Source organism: Streptomyces sp. AM25 (genome assembly GCF_058146165.1).
This window is the reverse complement of record NZ_JBKIWN010000022.1, coordinates 30,274-48,386: the sequence shown is the minus strand read 5'-3', so window position 1 is coordinate 48,386 and position 18,113 is coordinate 30,274. Positions and strand designations below refer to the sequence as shown.

Genomic DNA, 18,113 nt, shown 5'->3' with positions numbered 1-18,113 from the left:
TGCCGCGCACCGGTCACCCCCTCCCCCACCAGTGCCGCAACACCTTCTCCGCCGGCTTCCCGTGCGGCGTGTAGGCGAAGCGCTTCGCCGTCTCCCCCGCATCCGGCCAGTCGTCCCACATCCACCAGCACACCCCGGCCCACCACGGCTTGCCGTCGAACGTCGCCAGCAACGCCTCGTAGGCGGCGGCCTGTTCGGCGTCGCCGTTCCGCTTGCTGACGGTCCAGGAGAACGGTTCCGTGGTCGAGCCCTTCTGGCTGACGTAACCCGCCTCCGTGAAGAGGATCCTGCGGCCCTGCTTCGCCGAGAACGCCGCGAGTTCGTCGGCGATCGGCTGCCACGCCTGGCGCAGCCGCGCCGTGTCCGTGGTGGCCTTGTCGCCCAGCGGCCAGTACGCGTCGATGCCGATGACGTCGAGGTCCCGCCAGAAGGGGATCTTCTTGTACTCGTCGTAGTTGGCCGCGTAGGTGAGCGGGCCCTTGTAGTGCCTGCGGACGGCCGCGACGACCTCGCCCCAGTGGTCGCCGTCCTGCGAGGTGCCCGCCAACTCGGTGCCGACCGAGAACTGTTCGACGCCGGTGGCGGTGGCCAGGTCGGCGTAGTGGGTGATGCAGCGCTCGTACGCGCCGAACCACGCGTCCGGGTCGCGCGGCCTGATCTCGGCGCGGTCGCCGCCCTTCACCAGGTCGATGTGCGGCTTGATCATGGTCTTGAGCCCGGCGGAGTGGGCGAGGCCGATGATGTGCCGCAGACTCTTGTCGTCGGCGGTCTCCTCGGTGGTGCGGATCGCCGAGTCGGTGACCTTGTCCTGGTACCAGGTGGGGGTGAAGACCACCCAGCGGGCACCGGTGGAGGCGATCTGCTTGAGGTACGTGCCGGCTTCGGGACTGCTGTAGTCGCCGGTGTTCCACGACGGGAGCGTCATGCCGCGCATCCCGTTCCCCTTCCTGTCGTCGGGGCGGCTGCTGCTGTGGCCGGACGACGGTCCGTCGTCGGAGGAGTCGGACGAGCAGCCCGCGACGAAGAGGGCGGCCAGCACCGACAGCACGGCGGCCGCCCTCTTCACCGCCTTCACTGGGCCAGGTCCATGGGGCCGACGAAGGTGTAACCGAGGGCCTTGATGCCCTCGACCGTCTGCTGCAGCGGCGCCAGGTCGTAGTACGGGTGGTAGAAGAAGCTCGCCACGCCGTCACGCACCGCCAGGTTGGCCTTGGCCGCCGCGATCAGGTCGGCGGGCAGCCGGGCCGGGTGGTTGTTGTAGGGCACCGGCTCGTAGTTGCCGAGGTTCTCGGGGAGCACGGTCGTACCGTAGACGTCCTTCACCGCGTACGGGAAGAACTGGCCGATGTACTGGGAGGCGTTCACCCGGCCTCCGCTCAGCGTTCCGGCGAAGTACAGCGAACGCTCCAGCCGCGCCGTGTAGTTCTGGCCGAAGACCTGGTAGTCGGCGGCCGAGGCGGCGTAGTGCGGAGTGGTCCACAGAGCGGGCCGGGGCAGCCCTGCCGCGGCGAACAGGCCCAGCGCGGAGGTGACCCGGGACTGTGCCCAGACCGTGGAGTCCTCGGCCGGCGGGCCATCGTAGACGACGTTGTTGTTCGCGTCGACGTGGGCGCGGAAGAACTCGAAGTCGTCGCCCGTGACGCCGCTGTAGGGGTTGTTGACGTTGCTGTACTGGTGGGTGAAGCCGTGATTGATCAGGACCGCGCCGTGCTGCAGCATGTACTGCAGCGCGGAGACCACCTGCGGGGCCTGGGCCAGGGTGATCGTCTGCGGCACCCCGTTGTTGTAGACGCCCTTGGGGTCGGTGTACTCGGGGATGACGACGATCCCGTAGGGGATCTTCTGCGAGTACAGGTAGTCGGCCATGGTGCGCAGCTGCGCCGGGTCCGAGTTGGGGCTGATGTCCTCGAGCCGGACGAACGCCCGGTGCCGCTCGGTGGTGGCCGGGGCGAGCGCGTCGAAGAGGAGGTCCTCCATGGCGATGACGCGGTCGGACTCGGAGACGTAGGCGAAGGGGATCTCCGTCACATAGGTGAGGTTGCCCGAACGGATCGCCCAGGGGCTGGTGGCACCGGAGTTGGCGTCGGTGGCCTGCGCGAGCTGGGTGACCTGCGGGTAGTTCGCGCCGCTGAGGATCGCCGGGTGCAGGATGCCGCCGTCGAAGCCGGCCGGGATGGTGCGGGTGAGCGTCTGGCCCTTGTAGGAGACCTGGTTGACGTTGCCGACGGACCCGTTGACCTCGAAGTACGAGGTGGTGGGGTCCCAGCCGTACTTCTGCTCGAAGGCCGGGATCCCCTGGGTGTCCGCCATGTTCCAGATGTTGTCGCCGATCCAGGTGACCGGCTTGGAGGTGGACATGGCGTCCTGGTAGAAGGCCGCGGGAATCGCGTCCGGGATGGAACCGCCGTAGTACGTCGAGCCGACATAGACGGTGGCGGTGTACTGCTCGACCATCCCGGCCGTGTAGGCGGAGACGGGCTTGGAGGTCACGGTGCCGAAGTGGCCGGAGAGGTTGGCGAGGGCCATGGCGTAGAGCTCACCCAGGCTGCCGTACGGGCCCGTGGTGTCGTAGAGGACGAGCGCCGAGGTGCCGGGAGCGGCGGCCGCCGCCAGGGACTTGACGGTCGCGGTCTTCGCCGTGGCGGTCGCGGACTTGGCGGCTGTCGGCTCGGCCGCCGCCGGCTTGACCGCTGCCGTCTTCTTTGCGGCCCCCTTCGCCGGGGCCGCGGCCCGGACGACGAGGGCGTGGTTGCGCCGCTGCCCATCGGTCTTCAGCTGATCGGCGGCCCAGGCCTTGAGGTCCTTGGCGCCGGTGGCGGAAAGTCCGGCAGGGCCGACGCCCTTGAGTGCGTGCGCTGCTCCGGGCTTCTTCCCGCCCGGCCCGGCTATCGACGCCTGCGCGCCGCCGGATAGCACGAAGCCGCCGAAGAGTGCGGCGGCCACCAACGCGACGAGCGAGACCAGGAATACCCGTGGTCTCCTCCTCAGGTTTTTCATTTTTCGTTCCCCCCTGATTGAACAGGCTTTACCCGGACCGGATCCGCCCCCGACGGCAGATCGCCGAAGGCACAGTGGTCCCGGCAGGTGGCCGATTGTTGTGGCGCCCGGGACCCGTGTCAACGGGCAGGTACGGACCGGAATAGGCAATTACCGTCGGGGAGTTGGTGCAGACCAGAGGTCACACCCGTAACATCACCGCCCCGACCTGCCCCAACAACCGGTTGACAGGCAGAACTTGGTGTTCCGATCCAACAACTCCCATCATTCACATCGAAACTTCAGTTCCGTCTGATACCTTCCGAGCCATCGCCCCACACGGGGCGGAAAATGGGGGGGAACCCATGTACGGAAAACCAGCCCTGGGGACAGTCCTGCCTTTGGCCGGACTGACGGCGGCCCCGGAGGTGCTCCCGGGCCTGCCCTTTGCCCGGGCCCTGCAGGAACTCGCCGGGGCAGGCTTTCTGCTCTACTGCACCACCGCAATAGCCATTCTTTCGGTAAAGATATGGTTTCTGATGCGGAATGCCGGTGAGCATTGATGATCACCGAAGTCATGCTCGGGGCGAGCATCGCCCTCATCGTGATGGCCGGTGCGTACAACACCGGCATGTTCGTCCTCTCCCGGCGCCGTATCCGGCACGCACGGTCCCCGCGCACCCAGCGGATCTACGTCTTCCTCCTCGCCTGTCTGAACGAGGAGAAGGTCCTCGCGGAGAGCCTGTCCCGCATCACCGCACTGCCCGCCGGGAACTTCCTGGCCCTCGTCATCGACGACGCCTCCGACGACCGCACGGCCGAGATAGCCCGCGCCGCCGACCCCCAGCGGGTCCACCTGCTGCAACGGCAACTGCCCAATGCCCGCAAGGGCAAGGGCGCCGCCCTCAACAACGGCATCCGGCACCTCCGCCAGTCCGGCATCCTCGACGGCTACGACCCGCGCGACGTCATCGTCTGCGTCGTGGACGCCGACGGCCGGCTCGACCAGCACGTCATCCAGGCCGTCGACCCCTACTTCGACGACCCGCGCACCGGCGCCACCCAGGTCGGCGTGCGGATGTACAACCGCCACAAGGGACTGCTCGCCCGGCTCCAGGACATGGAGTTCGTCATCTACGGCGACATCTTCCAGAGCGCCCGGCGCTACATCGGCAGCGTCGGGATGGGTGGCAACGGCCAGTTCATGCGGCTGGCCGCGCTCGACACCCTCTCCGCGGGACACGGCCGGGGCCCCTGGAGCGACTCCCTCACCGAGGACCTCGACCTCGGGGTGCGGCTGATCGCCCGCGGCTGGACCAACCAGCACTGCACCACCGCCGCGGTCTCCCAGCAGGCCGTGCTCGACGTCAAACGCCTGGTACGGCAGCGCTCCCGCTGGTTCCAGGGTCATCTGCAGTCGGCGAACCTGGTGCCGATGATCCTGCGCGAGATCCCCGGCCGGGCCGCGGTGGACCTGCTCTACCACCTCTCCAGCCCGGTGCTGATCCTGCTCACCTCACTGCTGCCGCTGTCCTTCGTCGTCGCCACCGCCGGCGCCGTCGTCGGCTCCGTGGAAGCCGGGCACCTGCTGGTGTCCCCGATGTGGATCATCGGCCCGTACCTGCTCTCCTTCACCGCCGCGTACGCCTACGGCTGGGTGTACTCCCGCCGCGAACGCGAAGTCGGGCTGGGCCGCGCCGTCCTGCTGTCGCACGCCTTCGTCCTCTACGGCTACATCTGGTTCGCCGCCGGATGGTGGGGCCTGTGGCGGATGCTGACGGGCAAGCAGACCTGGCTCAAGACCGCGCGCACCTGACCGGCCTCCGGTCACTCCTCCACCCGCAGCACCTCCTTTCCAGGGAGCACCATGTCCGAGGACATCATCACCGCACCCGTTCGCGCCATGCTCGTGCTGGGCACCCGCCCCGAGGCCATCAAACTCGCCCCCGTCGTCCGGGCGATGGCCGCCTCCCCGCTGTTCGAACCCCTCGTCGTCACCACCGGGCAGCACCGCGAGATGCTGCACCAGATGCTCGAACTCCTGCAGGTCGAGGCCTGCGTGGAGCTCGACGTCATGCGCGAGCGGCAGAAACTCTCCCAGCTGACCGCTCGCCTGGTGGAGGGGCTCGGCGAGGTCGTCCGCGCCGAACGCCCCGACGTGGTCGTCGTCCAGGGCGACACCACCAGCGCCCTCACCGGCGCACTCGCCGCCTTCTACGAGCACATCCCCGTCGCCCACGTCGAGGCCGGGCTGCGCACCGGGGTGCCCGACAACCCGTTCCCCGAGGAACTCAACCGCCGCCTCATAGGCCGCATCGCCCGCTGGCACTTCGCCCCCACCCCGCGCGCCGCACGGCACCTGACGGACGAGGGTGTGCCGGCCAGCGAGGTGTTCACCACCGGCAACACCGTCATCGACAACCTGCTGTGGGTGCTCGAAGAGGGCGTCGGCCGCAGCGTCTTCCGCAGCGACAGCGGCCTGCGGCGCGTGCTGCTCACCCTGCACCGGCGCGAGAACCAGGGCCACAAGATGCGGGAGATGGGCAGGGCGCTGCGCCGCCTGGCCGACCGGGGCGACGTGGAGATCGTGCTGCCGCTCCACAAGAGCCCGGCCGTGCGGGACGCCCTGCTGCCCGAGCTGAGCGGGCACCCGGACATCCACGTCGTGGAGCCGCTGGGCTACCTCGACTTCTCCGCCACCCTGGCCGCCTGCGACCTGGTGCTCACCGATTCGGGCGGAATCCAGGAGGAGGCGCCCAGCCTCGGCAAGCCCGCGCTGGTGCTGCGCACGACCACCGAGCGGCCCGAGGCCGTCGAGGCGGGCGCCGCACGGCTGGTGGGCACCGATCCGGAGGCCGTCCTGGCCGCGGCCGTGCACCTGCTGGACGACGCCGCGGCCTACGAGCGGATGGCGACGGCCGGCAACCCCTTCGGTGACGGGCGCGCCACCGAACGCATCATCGCCCAGCTGGCCGAGGACTTCGGCGCGGACGCGGACGCGGCCCCCGCGCCGGACGCGCTGGCCGCCCCGCACGCGGACGGGACGGGGCCATACTCGACCGCATGACGAGAGTTCCCCGCCGGTACGTTCGCGCCCTGCTCGCCGTCGCCGCCGTCGTGGGGCTCGCCCTGGGGGCGTACGGACTGTGGGGCGCCGGCGGCGGGGCACCGGAGCGGCCGTGGGCCGAGGGATCGGTCCACGGCCCGTGGCGGTCGGTCTTCGACGGCCACGGCGAGAACATCGGTCGGCACGACGGGCTGGTCCTCTCCCCCGAGCCGGCCAAGCAGCCCGGGGTGACCCACGCGGGCCTGATCGTCTCGACGCAGCAGTACGGCGACGTGGACTACCGGGCCACGATGCGCACGATCGCCCAGCTGCGCACGCCCAGGCCCAACCCGTGGGAAGTGCCGTGGCTGCTCTGGGCGTACACCGACCCGGAGCACTTCTACTACATCACCCTCAAGCCCAACGGCTGGGAGCTGGGCAAGCGCGACCCCGCCTATCCGGGCGGGCAGCGCTTCCTGGCGACGGGGTCGGAGAGCTTCCCCGTCGGCCGCACCTCGGACGTGCGGATCGCGCAGCGCGGGCCGCTGATGGAGGTGAGCGTGGACGGGAAGGGGCTGGTCGCCTACCGCGACCAGGAACGCCCGTACCTGCACGGCAGCGTCGGGGTCTACACCGAGGACGCCCGGGTGGTGTTCGGCTCGCTGTCGGCGCACGCACCGGGCGAGGAGTGAGCCCGGTGCGGCGCCCGCCCCTCCGGTCGGGGACGGGGCGGGCACCGCGTGCGGCGGGCCGGGTCAGACGCTCAGGGCCCGGTCCGTCGGCCTGATGGGCGCGGGCAGGGTGCTGCTCCCGGCGAGGAAGCGGTCCACGCCGCGGGCGGCGGAGCGGCCCTCGGCGATGGCCCACACGATGAGCGACTGGCCGCGCCCGGCGTCGCCGGCGACGAAGACGCCGGGGACGTTGGTGGCGAATTCGACGTCGCGGGCGATGTTGCCGCGTGCGTCCAGCTCCAGGCCGAACTGCTCGACGAGCCCGTTCTTCCGGTCGGTGCCGGTGAACCCCATCGCGAGGGTGACCAGTTGGGCCGGGATGCGCCGCTCGGTGCCCGGCTTCTGCTCCAGCTTGCCGTCCTTGAACTCCACCTCGATCAGGTGCAGCCACTGGACGTTGCCGTCCTCATCGCCTTCGAAGTGCGTGGTGGAGACGGAGTAGATCCGTCCCTCCTCGCCCGCCTTCGGCGAGGAGGGTCCCTCCACGGGGTCGGCCCCACCGCGGAGGCGGGCCAGCACCGTGGTCTCCTCATGGGCCGAGGTGACCTTGTAGAGCATGGGGAAGGTCGGCCACGGCTGGCCGGCGTTCCGCTCGTCGCCGGGCCGCGGCATGATCTCCAACTGCGTGACGGAGGCGGCCCCTTGCCGGTGGGCGGTGCCGACGCAGTCGGCGCCGGTGTCGCCGCCGCCGATGACGACGACGTGCTTGCCCTCGGCGGTGATCGTCGGGGCGACGTAGTCGCCCTCCTGCACCTTGTTGGAGACGGGCAGGTACTCCATGGCGAAGTGGACGCCCTTGAGCTCGCGCCCGGGCACCGGCAGGTCGCGGGAGGTGGTGGCGCCCGCGGCGATCACCACGGCGTCGTAGCGGCGGCGCAGTTCGGCGGCGCCGATGTCGCGGCCGATCTCCACCTCGGTGCGGAACTTGGTGCCCTCCGCCCGCATCTGCTCGATGCGGCGGTTGATGTGGCGCTTCTCCATCTTGAACTCGGGGATGCCGTAGCGCAGCAGGCCGCCGATGCGGTCGGCGCGCTCGTAGACGGCGACCGTGTGGCCTGCCCGGGTGAGCTGCTGGGCGGCGGCCAGGCCGGCCGGGCCGGAGCCGATGACGGCGACGGTCTTGCCGGAGAGCCGCTCGGGCGGCTGCGGGGTGACGCCGCCGGCCTCCCATGCCTTGTCGATGATGGTGACTTCGACGTTCTTGATGGTGACGGGCGGCTGGTTGATGCCGAGCACACAGGCGGACTCGCAGGGTGCGGGGCACAGCCGACCGGTGAACTCGGGGAAGTTGTTGGTCGCGTGCAGCCGTTCGGCGGCGGCGCGCCAGTCCTCGCGGTAGGCGTAGTCGTTCCACTCCGGGATGAGGTTCCCCAGCGGACAGCCGTTGTGGCAGAACGGGATGCCGCAGTCCATGCAGCGGCCGGCCTGCTTGCTGATGACGGGCAGCAGGGAGCCGGGGACGTACACCTCGTTCCAGTCCCGGACGCGCTCCTCGACGGGGCGGGTGCGGGCGACGGCGCGGTCGGTGGTCAGAAAGCCCTTCGGGTCAGCCATGGGTCGCCGCCTCCATCATCTTCTCGTGGGTCTCGGTCTCGGAGAGACCTGCTCGCTCGGCGGCGTCCTTGGCGGCGAGCACTGCCTGGTAGGTGGCCGGCACGACCCTGCCGAAGCGGGTCACGGCCGTGTCCCAGCCGGCGAGGAGGGCGGCCGCGACGGTCGAGCCGGTCTCCTCCTGGTGGCGGCGCACGACGTCGTGCAGCCACGCCCGGTCGGCGTCGTCGAGGGGGCCGACGGCGGCGGCGAGTTCCTTGTTGACGTTGTCGGGGGCGAGGTCGAGGACGTAGGCGATGCCGCCGGACATGCCGGCCGCGAAGTTGCGGCCGGTGGGCCCGAGGACGACGGCCCGGCCGCCGGTCATGTACTCGCAGCCGTGGTCGCCGACGCCCTCGGAGACCACGGTGGCGCCGGAGTTGCGGACGCAGAACCGCTCGCCGACGCTGCCGCGCAGGAACATCTCGCCGCCGGTGGCGCCGTAGGCGAGGGTGTTGCCCGCGATGGTGGAGTACTCGGCGAGGTGCTCGGCGCCGCGGTCGGGACGGACGACGACGCGGCCGCCGGAGAGGCCCTTGCCGACGTAGTCGTTGGCGTCGCCCTCCAGGCGCAGCGTGACGCCGCGCGGCAGGAAGGCGCCGAAGGACTGGCCCGCGGAGCCGGTGAAGGTGATGTCGATGGTGTCGTCCGGCAGGCCCTCGCCGCCGTACTTCTTGGTGACCTCGTGGCCGAGCATGGTGCCGACGGTGCGGTTGATGTTGCGGATGGGCACCTGGGCGCGGACGGGCCGGGCCGCCTCGGCGCCCACCGCGTTGAGGGCGTCGGCGGAGAGCTTGATCAGCTGGTTGTCGAGCGCCTTGGCCAGGCCGTGGTCCTGCTCGGTGATGCAGTGGCGGACGGCGCCCTCGGGCAGGTCCGGCACGTGCAGCAGCGGCTGCAGGTCCAGGCCCTGGGCCTTCCAGTGGCCCACGGCGCGGGTGACGTCGAGGAGTTCGGCGTGGCCGACGGCCTCCTCCAGGGTGCGGAAGCCCAGCTCGGCGAGGAGCTCGCGGACCTCCTCCGCGATGAACTCGAAGAAGTTGACGACGAATTCGGCCTTGCCGCTGAACCGCTCGCGCAGCACCGGGTTCTGGGTGGCGATGCCGACGGGGCAGGTGTCCAGGTGGCAGACGCGCATCATGACGCAGCCGGAGACGACCAGCGGGGCCGTGGCGAAGCCGAACTCCTCGGCGCCGAGCAGCGCGGCGATCACCACGTCGCGGCCGGTCTTGAGCTGACCGTCGGTCTGCACGACGATGCGGTCGCGCAGCCCGTTGAGCAGCAGCGTCTGCTGGGTCTCGGCGAGGCCCAGCTCCCAGGGGCCGCCCGCGTGCTTGAGGGAGGTCAGCGGCGAGGCGCCGGTGCCGCCGTCGTGGCCGGAGACGAGGACCACGTCGGCGTGCGCCTTGGAGACGCCCGCGGCGACCGTGCCGACGCCGACCTCGGAGACCAGCTTCACGTGGATGCGGGCCGCGGGGTTGGCGTTCTTGAGGTCGTGGATGAGCTGGGCGAGGTCCTCGATGGAGTAGATGTCGTGGTGCGGGGGCGGCGAGATCAGCCCGACGCCGGGCGTCGAGTGCCGGGTCTTCGCGACCCACGGGTAGACCTTGTGGCCGGGCAGCTGGCCGCCCTCGCCGGGCTTGGCGCCCTGGGCCATCTTGATCTGGATGTCGTCGGAGTTGACCAGGTACTCGCTGGTGACGCCGAAGCGGCCGGAGGCGACCTGCTTGATGCTGGAGCGGCGCGCGGGGTCGTAGAGGCGCTCGGGATCCTCGCCGCCCTCACCGGTGTTGGACTTGGCGCCCAGCCGGTTCATCGCGATGGCGAGGGTCTCGTGGGCCTCCTGGGAGATGGAGCCGTAGGACATCGCGCCGGTGGAGAAGCGCTTGACGATGGCGGCCACGGACTCGACCTCGTCCAGCGGCACGGGATCGCGGCCGCTCGCGAAGGAGAACAGCCCGCGCAGGGTCATCAGCCGCTCGGACTGCTCGTTCACGCGCTGCGTGTACTGCTTGAAGATGTCGTAGCGGCGGGACCGGGTGGAGTGCTGGAGCCGGAAGACGGTGTCCGGGTCGAAGAGGTGCGGCTCGCCCTCGCGGCGCCACTGGTACTCGCCGCCGATCTCCAGCCGGCGGTGGCTGGCCGGGATGCCGGTGGCCGGGTAGGCCTTGGCGTGCCGGGCGGCGACCTCCTTCGCGACGACGTCCAGGCCGGCGCCGCCGATCTTGGTGGTGGTGCCGTGGAAGTAGGTGTCGACGAAGGCCTCGTCGAGGCCGACGGCTTCGAAGACCTGGGCGCCGCGGTAGGAGGCGACGGTGGAGATGCCCATCTTGGACATCACCTTGAGCACGCCCTTGCCGAGGGCCTTGATCAGGTTGCGGATGGCGGTCTCGGGGTCGGCGTCCGGCAGGAACGTCCCTGCACGAACCAGGTCCTCGACGGACTCCATGGCCAGGTACGGGTTGACGGCCGCGGCCCCGTAGCCGATGAGCAGCGCGACGTGGTGCACCTCGCGCACGTCGCCCGCCTCCACCAGCAGGCCCACCTGGGTGCGCTGCCTGGTGCGGATGAGGTGGTGGTGGATGGCGGAGGTGAGCAGCAGCGAGGGGACCGGCGCGTGCTCGGCGTCGGAGTGCCGGTCGGACAGGACGATCAGCCGGGCGCCGGCGGCGATGGCCGCGTCGGCCTCGGCGCACATCTCCGCCAGCCGGGCGGCCAGCGCCTCACCGCCGCCGCTCACCCGGTACAGGCCGGAGAGGGTGACGGCCTTCAGACCCGGCAGGTCCCCGTCGGCGTTGATGTGGATGAGCTTGGCCAGCTCGTCGTTGTCGATCACCGGGAAGGGCAGGGTGACGCTGCGGCAGGAGGCCGCGGTCGGCTCCAGGAGGTTGCCCTGCGGACCCAGCGAGGAGACCAGCGAGGTGACGAGCTCCTCGCGGATGGCGTCCAGCGGCGGGTTGGTGACCTGCGCGAAGAGCTGGGTGAAGTAGTCGAAGAGCAGCCGCGGGCGCTCCGAGAGCGCGGCGATGGGCGAGTCCGTGCCCATCGAACCGATCGGCTCCGCACCGGACTTGGCCATCGGCGCGAGGATGACGCGCAGCTCCTCCTCGGTGTAGCCGAAGGTCTGCTGGCGGCGGGTGACCGAGGCGTGGGTGTGCACGATGTGCTCGCGCTCGGGCAGCTCGCCGAGGTCGATCAGCCCGGCCTCCAGCCACTCCCGGTAGGGCTGTTCGGCCGCGAGGGAGGCCTTGATCTCGTCGTCCTCGATGATGCGGTGCTCCGCGGTGTCGACGAGGAACATCCGGCCGGGCTGCAGCCGTCCCTTGCGGACGACCTTGGCGGGGTCGAGGTCCAGGACGCCGACCTCGGAGGAGAGCACGACCAGGCCGTCGTCGGTGACCCAGTACCGGCCGGGGCGCAGGCCGTTGCGGTCGAGAACGGCGCCGACGAGGGTGCCGTCGGTGAAGGTGACACAGGCCGGGCCGTCCCAGGGCTCCATCAGCGTGGAGTGGTACTGGTAGAAGGCGCGCCGGGCCGGGTCCATGGAGGCGTGGTTCTCCCAGGCCTCGGGGATCATCATCAGCACGCTGTGCGGCAGCGAACGCCCGCCGAGGTGCAGCAGCTCCAGCACCTCGTCGAAGGAGGCGGAGTCGGAGGCGTCGGGGGTGCAGACCGGGAAGGTGCGCTCCAGCGGCCCGTCCCCGAACAGGTCGCTGGCCAGCTGGGATTCGCGCGCCCGCATCCAATTGCGGTTGCCGCCCACGGTGTTGATCTCGCCGTTGTGCGCCACGAAGCGGTACGGGTGGGCGAGCGGCCAGCTCGGGAAGGTGTTCGTGGAGAAGCGGGAGTGGACCAGGGCGATGGCCGTGGCGAAGCGGCGGTCGGAGAGGTCCGGGAAGAAGGGCTCCAACTGGCCGGTGGTCAGCATGCCCTTGTAGACGAGGGTGCGGGCGGAGAGCGAGGGGAAGTAGACCCCGGCCTCGCGCTCGGCGCGCTTGCGCAGCACGAACGCCTTGCGGTCCAGGGCGATCCCGGTGCTCTCGCCGTCTGCAACGCTGTGCTTGTCCGAAACGCTGTGCTTGTCCGAAACGAAAAGCTGCCGGAACTCGGGCATCGTGGCCCGGGCCGAGCTGCCCAGCAGCTCGGGGGCGACGGGGACGGAACGCCAGCCGAGGACGGTGAGCCCCTCCTCGGCGGCGATCGTCTCGATGCGCGGGGCGTCGTCCCCGGAGCCGAGGAACGCGATGCCGACGGCGTACGCGCCCTGCTCCGGCAGGTCGAAGTCGACGGCCTCGCGCAGGAACGCGTCCGGGATCTGGACGAGGATGCCGGCGCCGTCCCCCGAATCGGGCTCGGAGCCGGTGGCGCCGCGGTGCTCCAGGTTGCGCAGGACGGTGAGCGCCTGATCCACGAGGGCGTGGCTCGCCTCGCCGGTGAGAGTCGCGACAAAGCCCACGCCACAGGCGTCGTGCTCATTGCGCGGGTCGTACAACCCCTGCTGGGCGGGGTGGGATGCGTGTCGCATCGGCGCTCCCGTCGTCGTCTTGGCAGTCATGACGTGTGCATGTGCCGAGGGACGACGCTGGCCCTCTGCGAGAAAATTTCGTGCAGATTACAGGATGACCCGCTTCTCGAAAAGCGGAAGGCGTGGTCCACGATGTGGACCGAAGAGCTTGGACCCGGAGACGCCGGACGCAACGCGACGCGGGCGGCACTGCCCGCTGCGTTCCGGGATTGTGCCCGGATGCGGAGGGCTTGAAACCGCGACGTAACGTGCACATTATGCGGTCGCCCGCATAAGAATTACCCCACGGCCGTACCGAAGGCAAGACCCAGCAGATACGTCACACCCGCCGCGGCACCGCCCAGCACCAGCTGCCGCAGCCCGCTGAACCACCAGGACCGCGCCGTCACCCGGGCCACCACGGCCCCGCAGCCGAAGAGCCCCAGCAGCGCCAGCAGGATCGCCGGCCACAGCTGCGTGGCGCCCAGCAGGTACGGCAGCAGCGGCAGCAGCGCACCGAGGGCGAAGGAGCCGAACGACGAGGCGGCGGCCACCAGCGGCGAGGGAAGGTCGGAGGGGTCGATGCCGAGCTCCTCCCGGGCGTGGATCTCCAGCGCCTGCTCGGGGTCGCGCGAGAGCTGCCGGGCGACCTCGCGGGCCAGCTTCGGCTCGACGCCCCGCGACTCGTAGAGCGCGGCGAGCTCCTCCAGCTCGTCGGCGGGGTGCTTGCGCAGCTCGCCGCGCTCGATGTCCAGCTCGGCGAGGACGAGTTCGCGCTGCGAGGCGACGGAGGTGTACTCGCCGGCGGCCATGGAGAACGCACCGGCGGCGAGGCCCGCCAGCCCGGCGATCACGATGGCGCTGGAGGAGGCGGTGCCGCCCGCGACACCGCTCATCAGCGAGACGTTGGAGACCAGCCCGTCCATCGCCCCGAACACGGCGGGCCGCAGCCAGCCGCCGTTGACGTCACGATGGGTGTGGTTGTCGCGGTGCGCTATGTGCGTGGCAGCAGCGGTGTCGAGGACGGCCATGATCTTCGGGGGCTCCCTTCCACGGGGCACAGGCCCGTACGCCCACCCCTCTCATGAGTCGAAGGTACGCACGGGCGCGGTGATCCGCTAGCAAGGAAGGCCTGCCTGACCTGGGGGTTTACGTCCGGAAACGCCTGTGGCCGACCCGGGGGAACCGGGCCGGCCACAGGCGGCACATGCGGAGCGTGCGTGCGTCAGGACTTCTTGTCCGCGGTCTCCGGCTCGGCACCCCCGGAGGCCCCGTTGCCCTCGTCGAGGGCGGCGGGCTCCACGACGGGCTCGCGCCCGGGCGACCGCTTCAGCGAGACGACGATGTAGGCGACGGCCGCGAGGAAGACCAGGATCGACGTCCAGTCGTTGAGCCGCAGGCCCAGCACGTGGTGCGCATCGTCCACACGCAGGTACTCGATCCAGAACCGGCCGACGGTGTACGCGGCGACGTAGACCGCGAAGGCCCGCCCGTGCCCGAGCGTGAAGCGGCGGTCGGCCCAGATGACGAGCGCGGCGACGCCGAGGCACCACAGCGACTCGTACAGGAACGTCGGGTGGTACGTGCCCGCCACGCGCCCGATCGCGGGGTTGGCGTCGATCTTCAGCGCCCACGGCAGGTCCGTCGGCCGGCCGTAGAGCTCCTGGTTGAACCAGTTGCCCCAGCGCCCGATGGCCTGGGCGACGACGATGCCCGGCGCGATGGCGTCCGCGTAGGCGGGCAGCGGGATGCCGCGGCGGCGGCAGCCGATCCAGGCGCCGACCGCGCCGAGCGCGACGGCGCCCCAGATGCCGAGTCCGCCCTCCCAGATCTTGAAGGCGTCGACCCAGTTCCGGCCGGGGCTGAAGTACAGCTCGTAGTCGGTGATCACGTGATAGAGCCGGCCGCCGACGAGACCGAAGGGCACCGCCCACACGGCGATGTCGGCCACGGTCCCGGCCCGCCCACCGCGCGCGATCCAGCGCCGGTTGCCGAGCCAGACCGCGACGAAGACGCCGATGATGATGCAGAAGGCATAGCCGCGCAGCGGGATCGGCCCGAGATGGACCACGCCGGTCGAGGGGCTGGGAATGTATGCGAGTTCCATGACAGCTACGAAACTACCTTGTGCGGCGTCCGAGTCCCAGAGCGCCCGTCACCCTCTGCACTCACGGTAGTCACGCCGTGGCGGAGGTGAGAAAGAACGTCACGGCATAGGTGAACCGCCCGGTGGCGGCCGCATGATCGAAATGCGCGGTGAAGTCGGCGGCCTCGGCGGACGTGATGTGCCCCTGATCGGCAGCCGTGCGCGCCCAGTCCCGGATGCCGAGGACGTGGTCGACGGTCCGGGGGTCGCGGACGACGAGGGCGAGGGCTTCCACGGCGACCTCGCCCAGACCGCGCTCGGCGAGCATGCCGGGGTGCTGGTGCGCGAGCGCCCCGCCGCGCACGCCCGGGTCGACGCGCAGCCGCAGGATCCGGCGGGCGAGGTCCGGCGTCCCGATGTCCAGCACCTGGGTCCCGTAGTCGATGGCGGCCAGCACGATCCGCCCGCCGGGCCGCACGACCCGCAGCATCTCGTCGACGACCCGGGCCGGGTCGGCCACGTGCTGCAGCACGAGATCGGCCCAGGCGCCGTCGAAACTCCCCTCCCGGAAGGGGAGATGGTGGGCGTCGGCCACGACGGGCCCGCGGACCCCGTCCGCCCGCATCGCACCGGCCATGGTCAGCGACAGGTCGGCGGCGACGGCCCGCGCCCCGCTCTCGGCGGCCAGCGCGAGCACGGTCTCGCCGGTCCCGGCACCGACGTCGAGGAACCGCCGGCCGGGCCGGGCACGGAGCAGCGCCCGCAGGCGCCGTTTGTAGCCGGTGTGGAACGAGGAACCCGCGCGCCGTCGCAGGGTGTCCACGAGATGGGCGGGGTTGTTGCTGGCATCGACGTCCGACCAGGGACGCGGCAGGGGGTGTTGCGCCATGGCGGGTGATCGTATGGTCTGAGGTATCCGCAGGGCAGGGGCTGGGCCGCATCATCACCCGGGTTGGTGAGGCGGTGCAGGAACGATACGAACTGGCGGCCGTGCGGGGCGTTTCGGTGGACGCCGGACAAGTGTTCCTGCCGCGCCCCGGAGGGCGCGGCGGACTGCGCGGGCGGAGCGCTCAGGTGCGCGTGGTCCGGGTGCACTGCCGGCGATCGGGCAACTGGCGGGTCTCGTCGTAGGGATCGACGGCCGGCCCGGTGGGCCGGTCCGCCGCCTTCCGGTGGTGCCCGGAGCGGAACTCGGGGTGCAGGAAGCCGTCGTGGACGCCGCAGCGGGAGTTGCCGACGCCGAACTTGGTGGAGCGCAGGTTGAGCGTGCCCGGGGTCACGGGGAAGTGATCGGAGTCGAAGACCTCGGCGTCGAGGACGCGCCGCACGACGGTGCGCGTCACTTCGGCGGACGGCTTTGTGGCCTTGGCGGCCTTCGCATCCTTCGTGGCCTTCATGAGCGGGTACACGAAGGTGTAGTCGCAGTGGACGAGCACGGACCCCTTCTTGGGCCCCGCCTCGAACGTCATCCGCCCGTGCGTCTTGACGGTGCCGCCCGCCAGGCGCACCTCGTGCGGATCGAAGCGGCTGAAGAACCGGAGGGGGTCGCGCTCCTGGCCGGGCGAGCCGAGCGAGGCCGATATCTCCGTCTTCATGTCCTTCTGCCGTGGTTCGACCAAGTCGATGGCCGCCTGGGGCTGTTCACCGTGTATGACCGCAGGGTCGAGGTTGGCGGCGACGAGGAACTTCCTGGTCGTCTCCAGGGCGGCGGCGACCTGTTCCTTCGTCAGCGTTCCGACGGGCGTGGCCTGAGGGACGACGATCCCGGCCGAACCGTCGGCGTACTGCTCGGCCGGCGACCCGGCGAAGGGGTGGGCGAAGGTGGCCGGAGCCAGGCCGTGGTGCTCGGCGGCCTTCTTGGCCTTCTCCGTCTTCTCCTCACTGCCGGGGAGCCGGGAGAGAACGTCGCCGGGATTGAAGGCGATCACCGCCGCAACGGCAAGACCGGCCGCGGTCCCGACATTACGGAGAATCCGGCGGCTGCGGGGTGGTCTGTCGTGCTCGGATGATTCGTCGGTCACCGCATGTTTCTTTCTGTCCGGGGGAACTTGCCGGGTGGGCGCGGTAACTCTAGACACATGCACATAGCCCTTCGGCATCCAGCCCTGCGTATGACCGCGGCGATGGCCCTCGCCGCGAGCCTCGCGTCCTGCGCGACGCACCCTTCTCGGGAGAGCGGCACCCCGGGACCCGCGCTCCAGGCATGGATCTACCCCGGCTCGACGGGGGAAGCGACATGCGGGGCCCCGAGCGAGTACCGGGACGGGCGTCTGCGCGAGGGAGTCCTCAAACCCGAATACTGGAAGGTGAATCCGGAGGGCACCCTGACCCTCCACACCACCGATGAGGATGCCCCCTGCAACGGCTTCAGCGAGGCGAACGCGGCGGACGTGAAGGCGCATTCGGCGCAGCAGTACACGACGGTCTCGGCGATGGACCGCGACACGGTGGCGGCGTTGACGGGGAATGCGGATCGCCGAGCGGCGGCGATCGGGAAAATGACGGACCTCGCCCGCCGCATCGGCTTCACGGGCGTGGACGTGGACTTCGAGGACTTCTGGAACTGGTCGGAGGAGGACGAGACCGCCTACGAGACGTTCCTGTCCGAACTGGCCCGCAGCCTGCACGCCGCGGGCCTCGAACTCCAGGTGGACGCCCCGGCCGAACTCCACGACGGCGACTCGCCGTTCCGCTTCGCGAAGGTGATGAGCGCGGGCGTGGACCAGCTGACCGTCATGACCTACGGCCGCGTCTTCGCCACCCCGGCGGGCGAACGCTGCTGGGCGATCGCACCGGAGGGGTGGGTGCGGGAGGCGGTCGCGTACGCACAGTCGCAGGTACCGGACGAGGACAGGCTCGTCATCGGCCTGCCCTCGTACGGCTTCAGCGCACCGGACCCGTGCGACGCGAAGAAGATCCAGGACAGCGTCCCGGTGTCCGAACTGCACAAGCGGCCGGGCTGGTCGGACGACGCGGGGGTGGTACGGCGGCGCCGCGACCCGGGTTCGGGCGAGATCCGCTGGGCCGAGGGCGGGGTGCTGTACGACGCCATGGACGGGGCGGCGATGGACGCGCGGCTGGAGTTGCTGGGGCGGTTGGGAGTGCGGCATGTGTCGGTGTGGGCGCTGGGCGGGAATCCGTGGTTCTCGGCATCGCGTGTACCGTCGTGATCTTCGCCGG

At 70.7% G+C, this 18,113-nt stretch carries 13 protein-coding genes; 5 read left to right on the top strand and 8 right to left on the bottom strand.

What is annotated here, in order from left to right:
* Positions 1 to 13: 13 nt before the first annotated feature.
* Complete coding sequence (locus ACLHRZ_RS27405) at positions 14 to 1,075, bottom strand: glycoside hydrolase family 113 (protein ID WP_490421211.1); 1,062 nt, start codon at positions 1,073 to 1,075, stop codon at positions 14 to 16.
* Positions 1,072 to 2,997 (bottom strand): DUF2334 domain-containing protein, encoded by a 1,926-nt coding sequence (locus ACLHRZ_RS27400; protein ID WP_490421210.1) that lies wholly within the window; start codon positions 2,995 to 2,997, stop codon positions 1,072 to 1,074. Before ACLHRZ_RS27400 ends, ACLHRZ_RS27405 begins: the two co-directional genes overlap by 4 nt.
* Before the next feature lie 380 nt (positions 2,998 to 3,377).
* On the opposite strand from ACLHRZ_RS27400, the gene ACLHRZ_RS27395 reads away from it, so the two are divergent.
* Genes ACLHRZ_RS27395 through ACLHRZ_RS27380 form a run of 4 tightly spaced genes read left to right on the top strand, consistent with a single transcriptional unit; the run spans position 3,378 to position 6,714 of the window.
* Positions 3,378 to 3,539, top strand: coding sequence for a hypothetical protein (locus tag ACLHRZ_RS27395; protein WP_490421209.1), 162 nt, complete (start codon positions 3,378 to 3,380; stop codon positions 3,537 to 3,539).
* Complete coding sequence (locus tag ACLHRZ_RS27390; RefSeq protein ID WP_490421208.1) at positions 3,539 to 4,792, top strand: glycosyltransferase; 1,254 nt, start codon at positions 3,539 to 3,541, stop codon at positions 4,790 to 4,792. Before ACLHRZ_RS27395 ends, ACLHRZ_RS27390 begins: the two co-directional genes overlap by 1 nt.
* Positions 4,793 to 4,843: 51 nt before the next feature.
* On the top strand, positions 4,844 to 6,043 hold the full coding sequence (gene wecB, locus ACLHRZ_RS27385) for a non-hydrolyzing UDP-N-acetylglucosamine 2-epimerase (protein WP_490421207.1): 1,200 nt from the start codon (positions 4,844 to 4,846) through the stop codon (positions 6,041 to 6,043).
* Positions 6,040 to 6,714, top strand: a complete 675-nt coding sequence (locus ACLHRZ_RS27380) for a calcium-binding protein (RefSeq protein WP_490421206.1) — start codon at positions 6,040 to 6,042, stop codon at positions 6,712 to 6,714. The genes wecB and ACLHRZ_RS27380 overlap by 4 nt, the downstream gene beginning before the upstream one ends.
* A gap of 63 nt (positions 6,715 to 6,777) precedes the next feature.
* Here ACLHRZ_RS27380 and ACLHRZ_RS27375 read toward each other — a convergent pair whose 3' ends face one another.
* From ACLHRZ_RS27375 to ACLHRZ_RS27350, 6 genes are all read right to left on the bottom strand, one after another.
* The gene (locus ACLHRZ_RS27375) at positions 6,778 to 8,307 is read right to left on the bottom strand and encodes a glutamate synthase subunit beta (RefSeq protein ID WP_490421205.1); all 1,530 of its coding nucleotides are present in this window, start codon (positions 8,305 to 8,307) and stop codon (positions 6,778 to 6,780) included.
* Positions 8,300 to 12,868, bottom strand: a complete 4,569-nt coding sequence (gene gltB, locus ACLHRZ_RS27370; protein ID WP_490421204.1) for a glutamate synthase large subunit — start codon at positions 12,866 to 12,868, stop codon at positions 8,300 to 8,302. Before gltB ends, ACLHRZ_RS27375 begins: the two co-directional genes overlap by 8 nt.
* Before the next feature lie 278 nt (positions 12,869 to 13,146).
* Positions 13,147 to 13,878 carry a VIT1/CCC1 transporter family protein gene (locus tag ACLHRZ_RS27365; protein WP_490421203.1) on the bottom strand — a complete coding sequence of 244 codons (732 nt, stop codon included), beginning with the start codon at positions 13,876 to 13,878 and terminating at the stop codon, positions 13,147 to 13,149.
* 194 nt (positions 13,879 to 14,072) lie between these two features.
* Positions 14,073 to 14,954, bottom strand: coding sequence for a prolipoprotein diacylglyceryl transferase (lgt, locus tag ACLHRZ_RS27360; RefSeq protein WP_490421202.1), 882 nt, complete (start codon positions 14,952 to 14,954; stop codon positions 14,073 to 14,075).
* A gap of 70 nt (positions 14,955 to 15,024) precedes the next feature.
* On the bottom strand, positions 15,025 to 15,822 hold the full coding sequence (locus ACLHRZ_RS27355; protein WP_490421201.1) for a methyltransferase domain-containing protein: 798 nt from the start codon (positions 15,820 to 15,822) through the stop codon (positions 15,025 to 15,027).
* Positions 15,823 to 16,003: 181 nt separating this feature from the next.
* Positions 16,004 to 16,861, bottom strand: coding sequence for a hypothetical protein (locus tag ACLHRZ_RS27350; RefSeq protein ID WP_490421200.1), 858 nt, complete (start codon positions 16,859 to 16,861; stop codon positions 16,004 to 16,006).
* Positions 16,862 to 17,011: 150 nt separating this feature from the next.
* Here ACLHRZ_RS27350 and ACLHRZ_RS27345 point away from each other — a divergent pair, with 150 nt between their 5' ends.
* A complete protein-coding gene (locus ACLHRZ_RS27345; RefSeq protein ID WP_490421199.1) occupies positions 17,012 to 18,103 on the top strand; it encodes a glycosyl hydrolase family 18 protein in 1,092 nt (363 codons plus the stop codon).
* Positions 18,104 to 18,113: the final 10 nt, after the last annotated feature.

Excerpts from the sequence above, each read along its gene's own strand:
- ACLHRZ_RS27400 (WP_490421210.1), bottom strand. The coding sequence starts at position 2,997 with ATGAAAAACCTGAGGAGGAGACCACGGGTATTCCTGGTCTCGCTCGTC.
- ACLHRZ_RS27390 (WP_490421208.1), top strand. The coding sequence starts at position 3,539 with ATGATCACCGAAGTCATGCTCGGGGCGAGCATCGCCCTCATCGTGATG.
- wecB (WP_490421207.1), top strand. The coding sequence starts at position 4,844 with ATGTCCGAGGACATCATCACCGCACCCGTTCGCGCCATGCTCGTGCTG.
- ACLHRZ_RS27380 (WP_490421206.1), top strand. The coding sequence starts at position 6,040 with ATGACGAGAGTTCCCCGCCGGTACGTTCGCGCCCTGCTCGCCGTCGCC.
- ACLHRZ_RS27375 (WP_490421205.1), bottom strand. The coding sequence starts at position 8,307 with ATGGCTGACCCGAAGGGCTTTCTGACCACCGACCGCGCCGTCGCCCGC.
- gltB (WP_490421204.1), bottom strand. The coding sequence starts at position 12,868 with ATGCGACACGCATCCCACCCCGCCCAGCAGGGGTTGTACGACCCGCGC.
- ACLHRZ_RS27365 (WP_490421203.1), bottom strand. The coding sequence starts at position 13,878 with ATGGCCGTCCTCGACACCGCTGCTGCCACGCACATAGCGCACCGCGAC.
- lgt (WP_490421202.1), bottom strand. The coding sequence starts at position 14,954 with ATGGAACTCGCATACATTCCCAGCCCCTCGACCGGCGTGGTCCATCTC.
- ACLHRZ_RS27355 (WP_490421201.1), bottom strand. The coding sequence starts at position 15,822 with ATGGCGCAACACCCCCTGCCGCGTCCCTGGTCGGACGTCGATGCCAGC.
- ACLHRZ_RS27345 (WP_490421199.1), top strand. The coding sequence starts at position 17,012 with ATGCACATAGCCCTTCGGCATCCAGCCCTGCGTATGACCGCGGCGATG.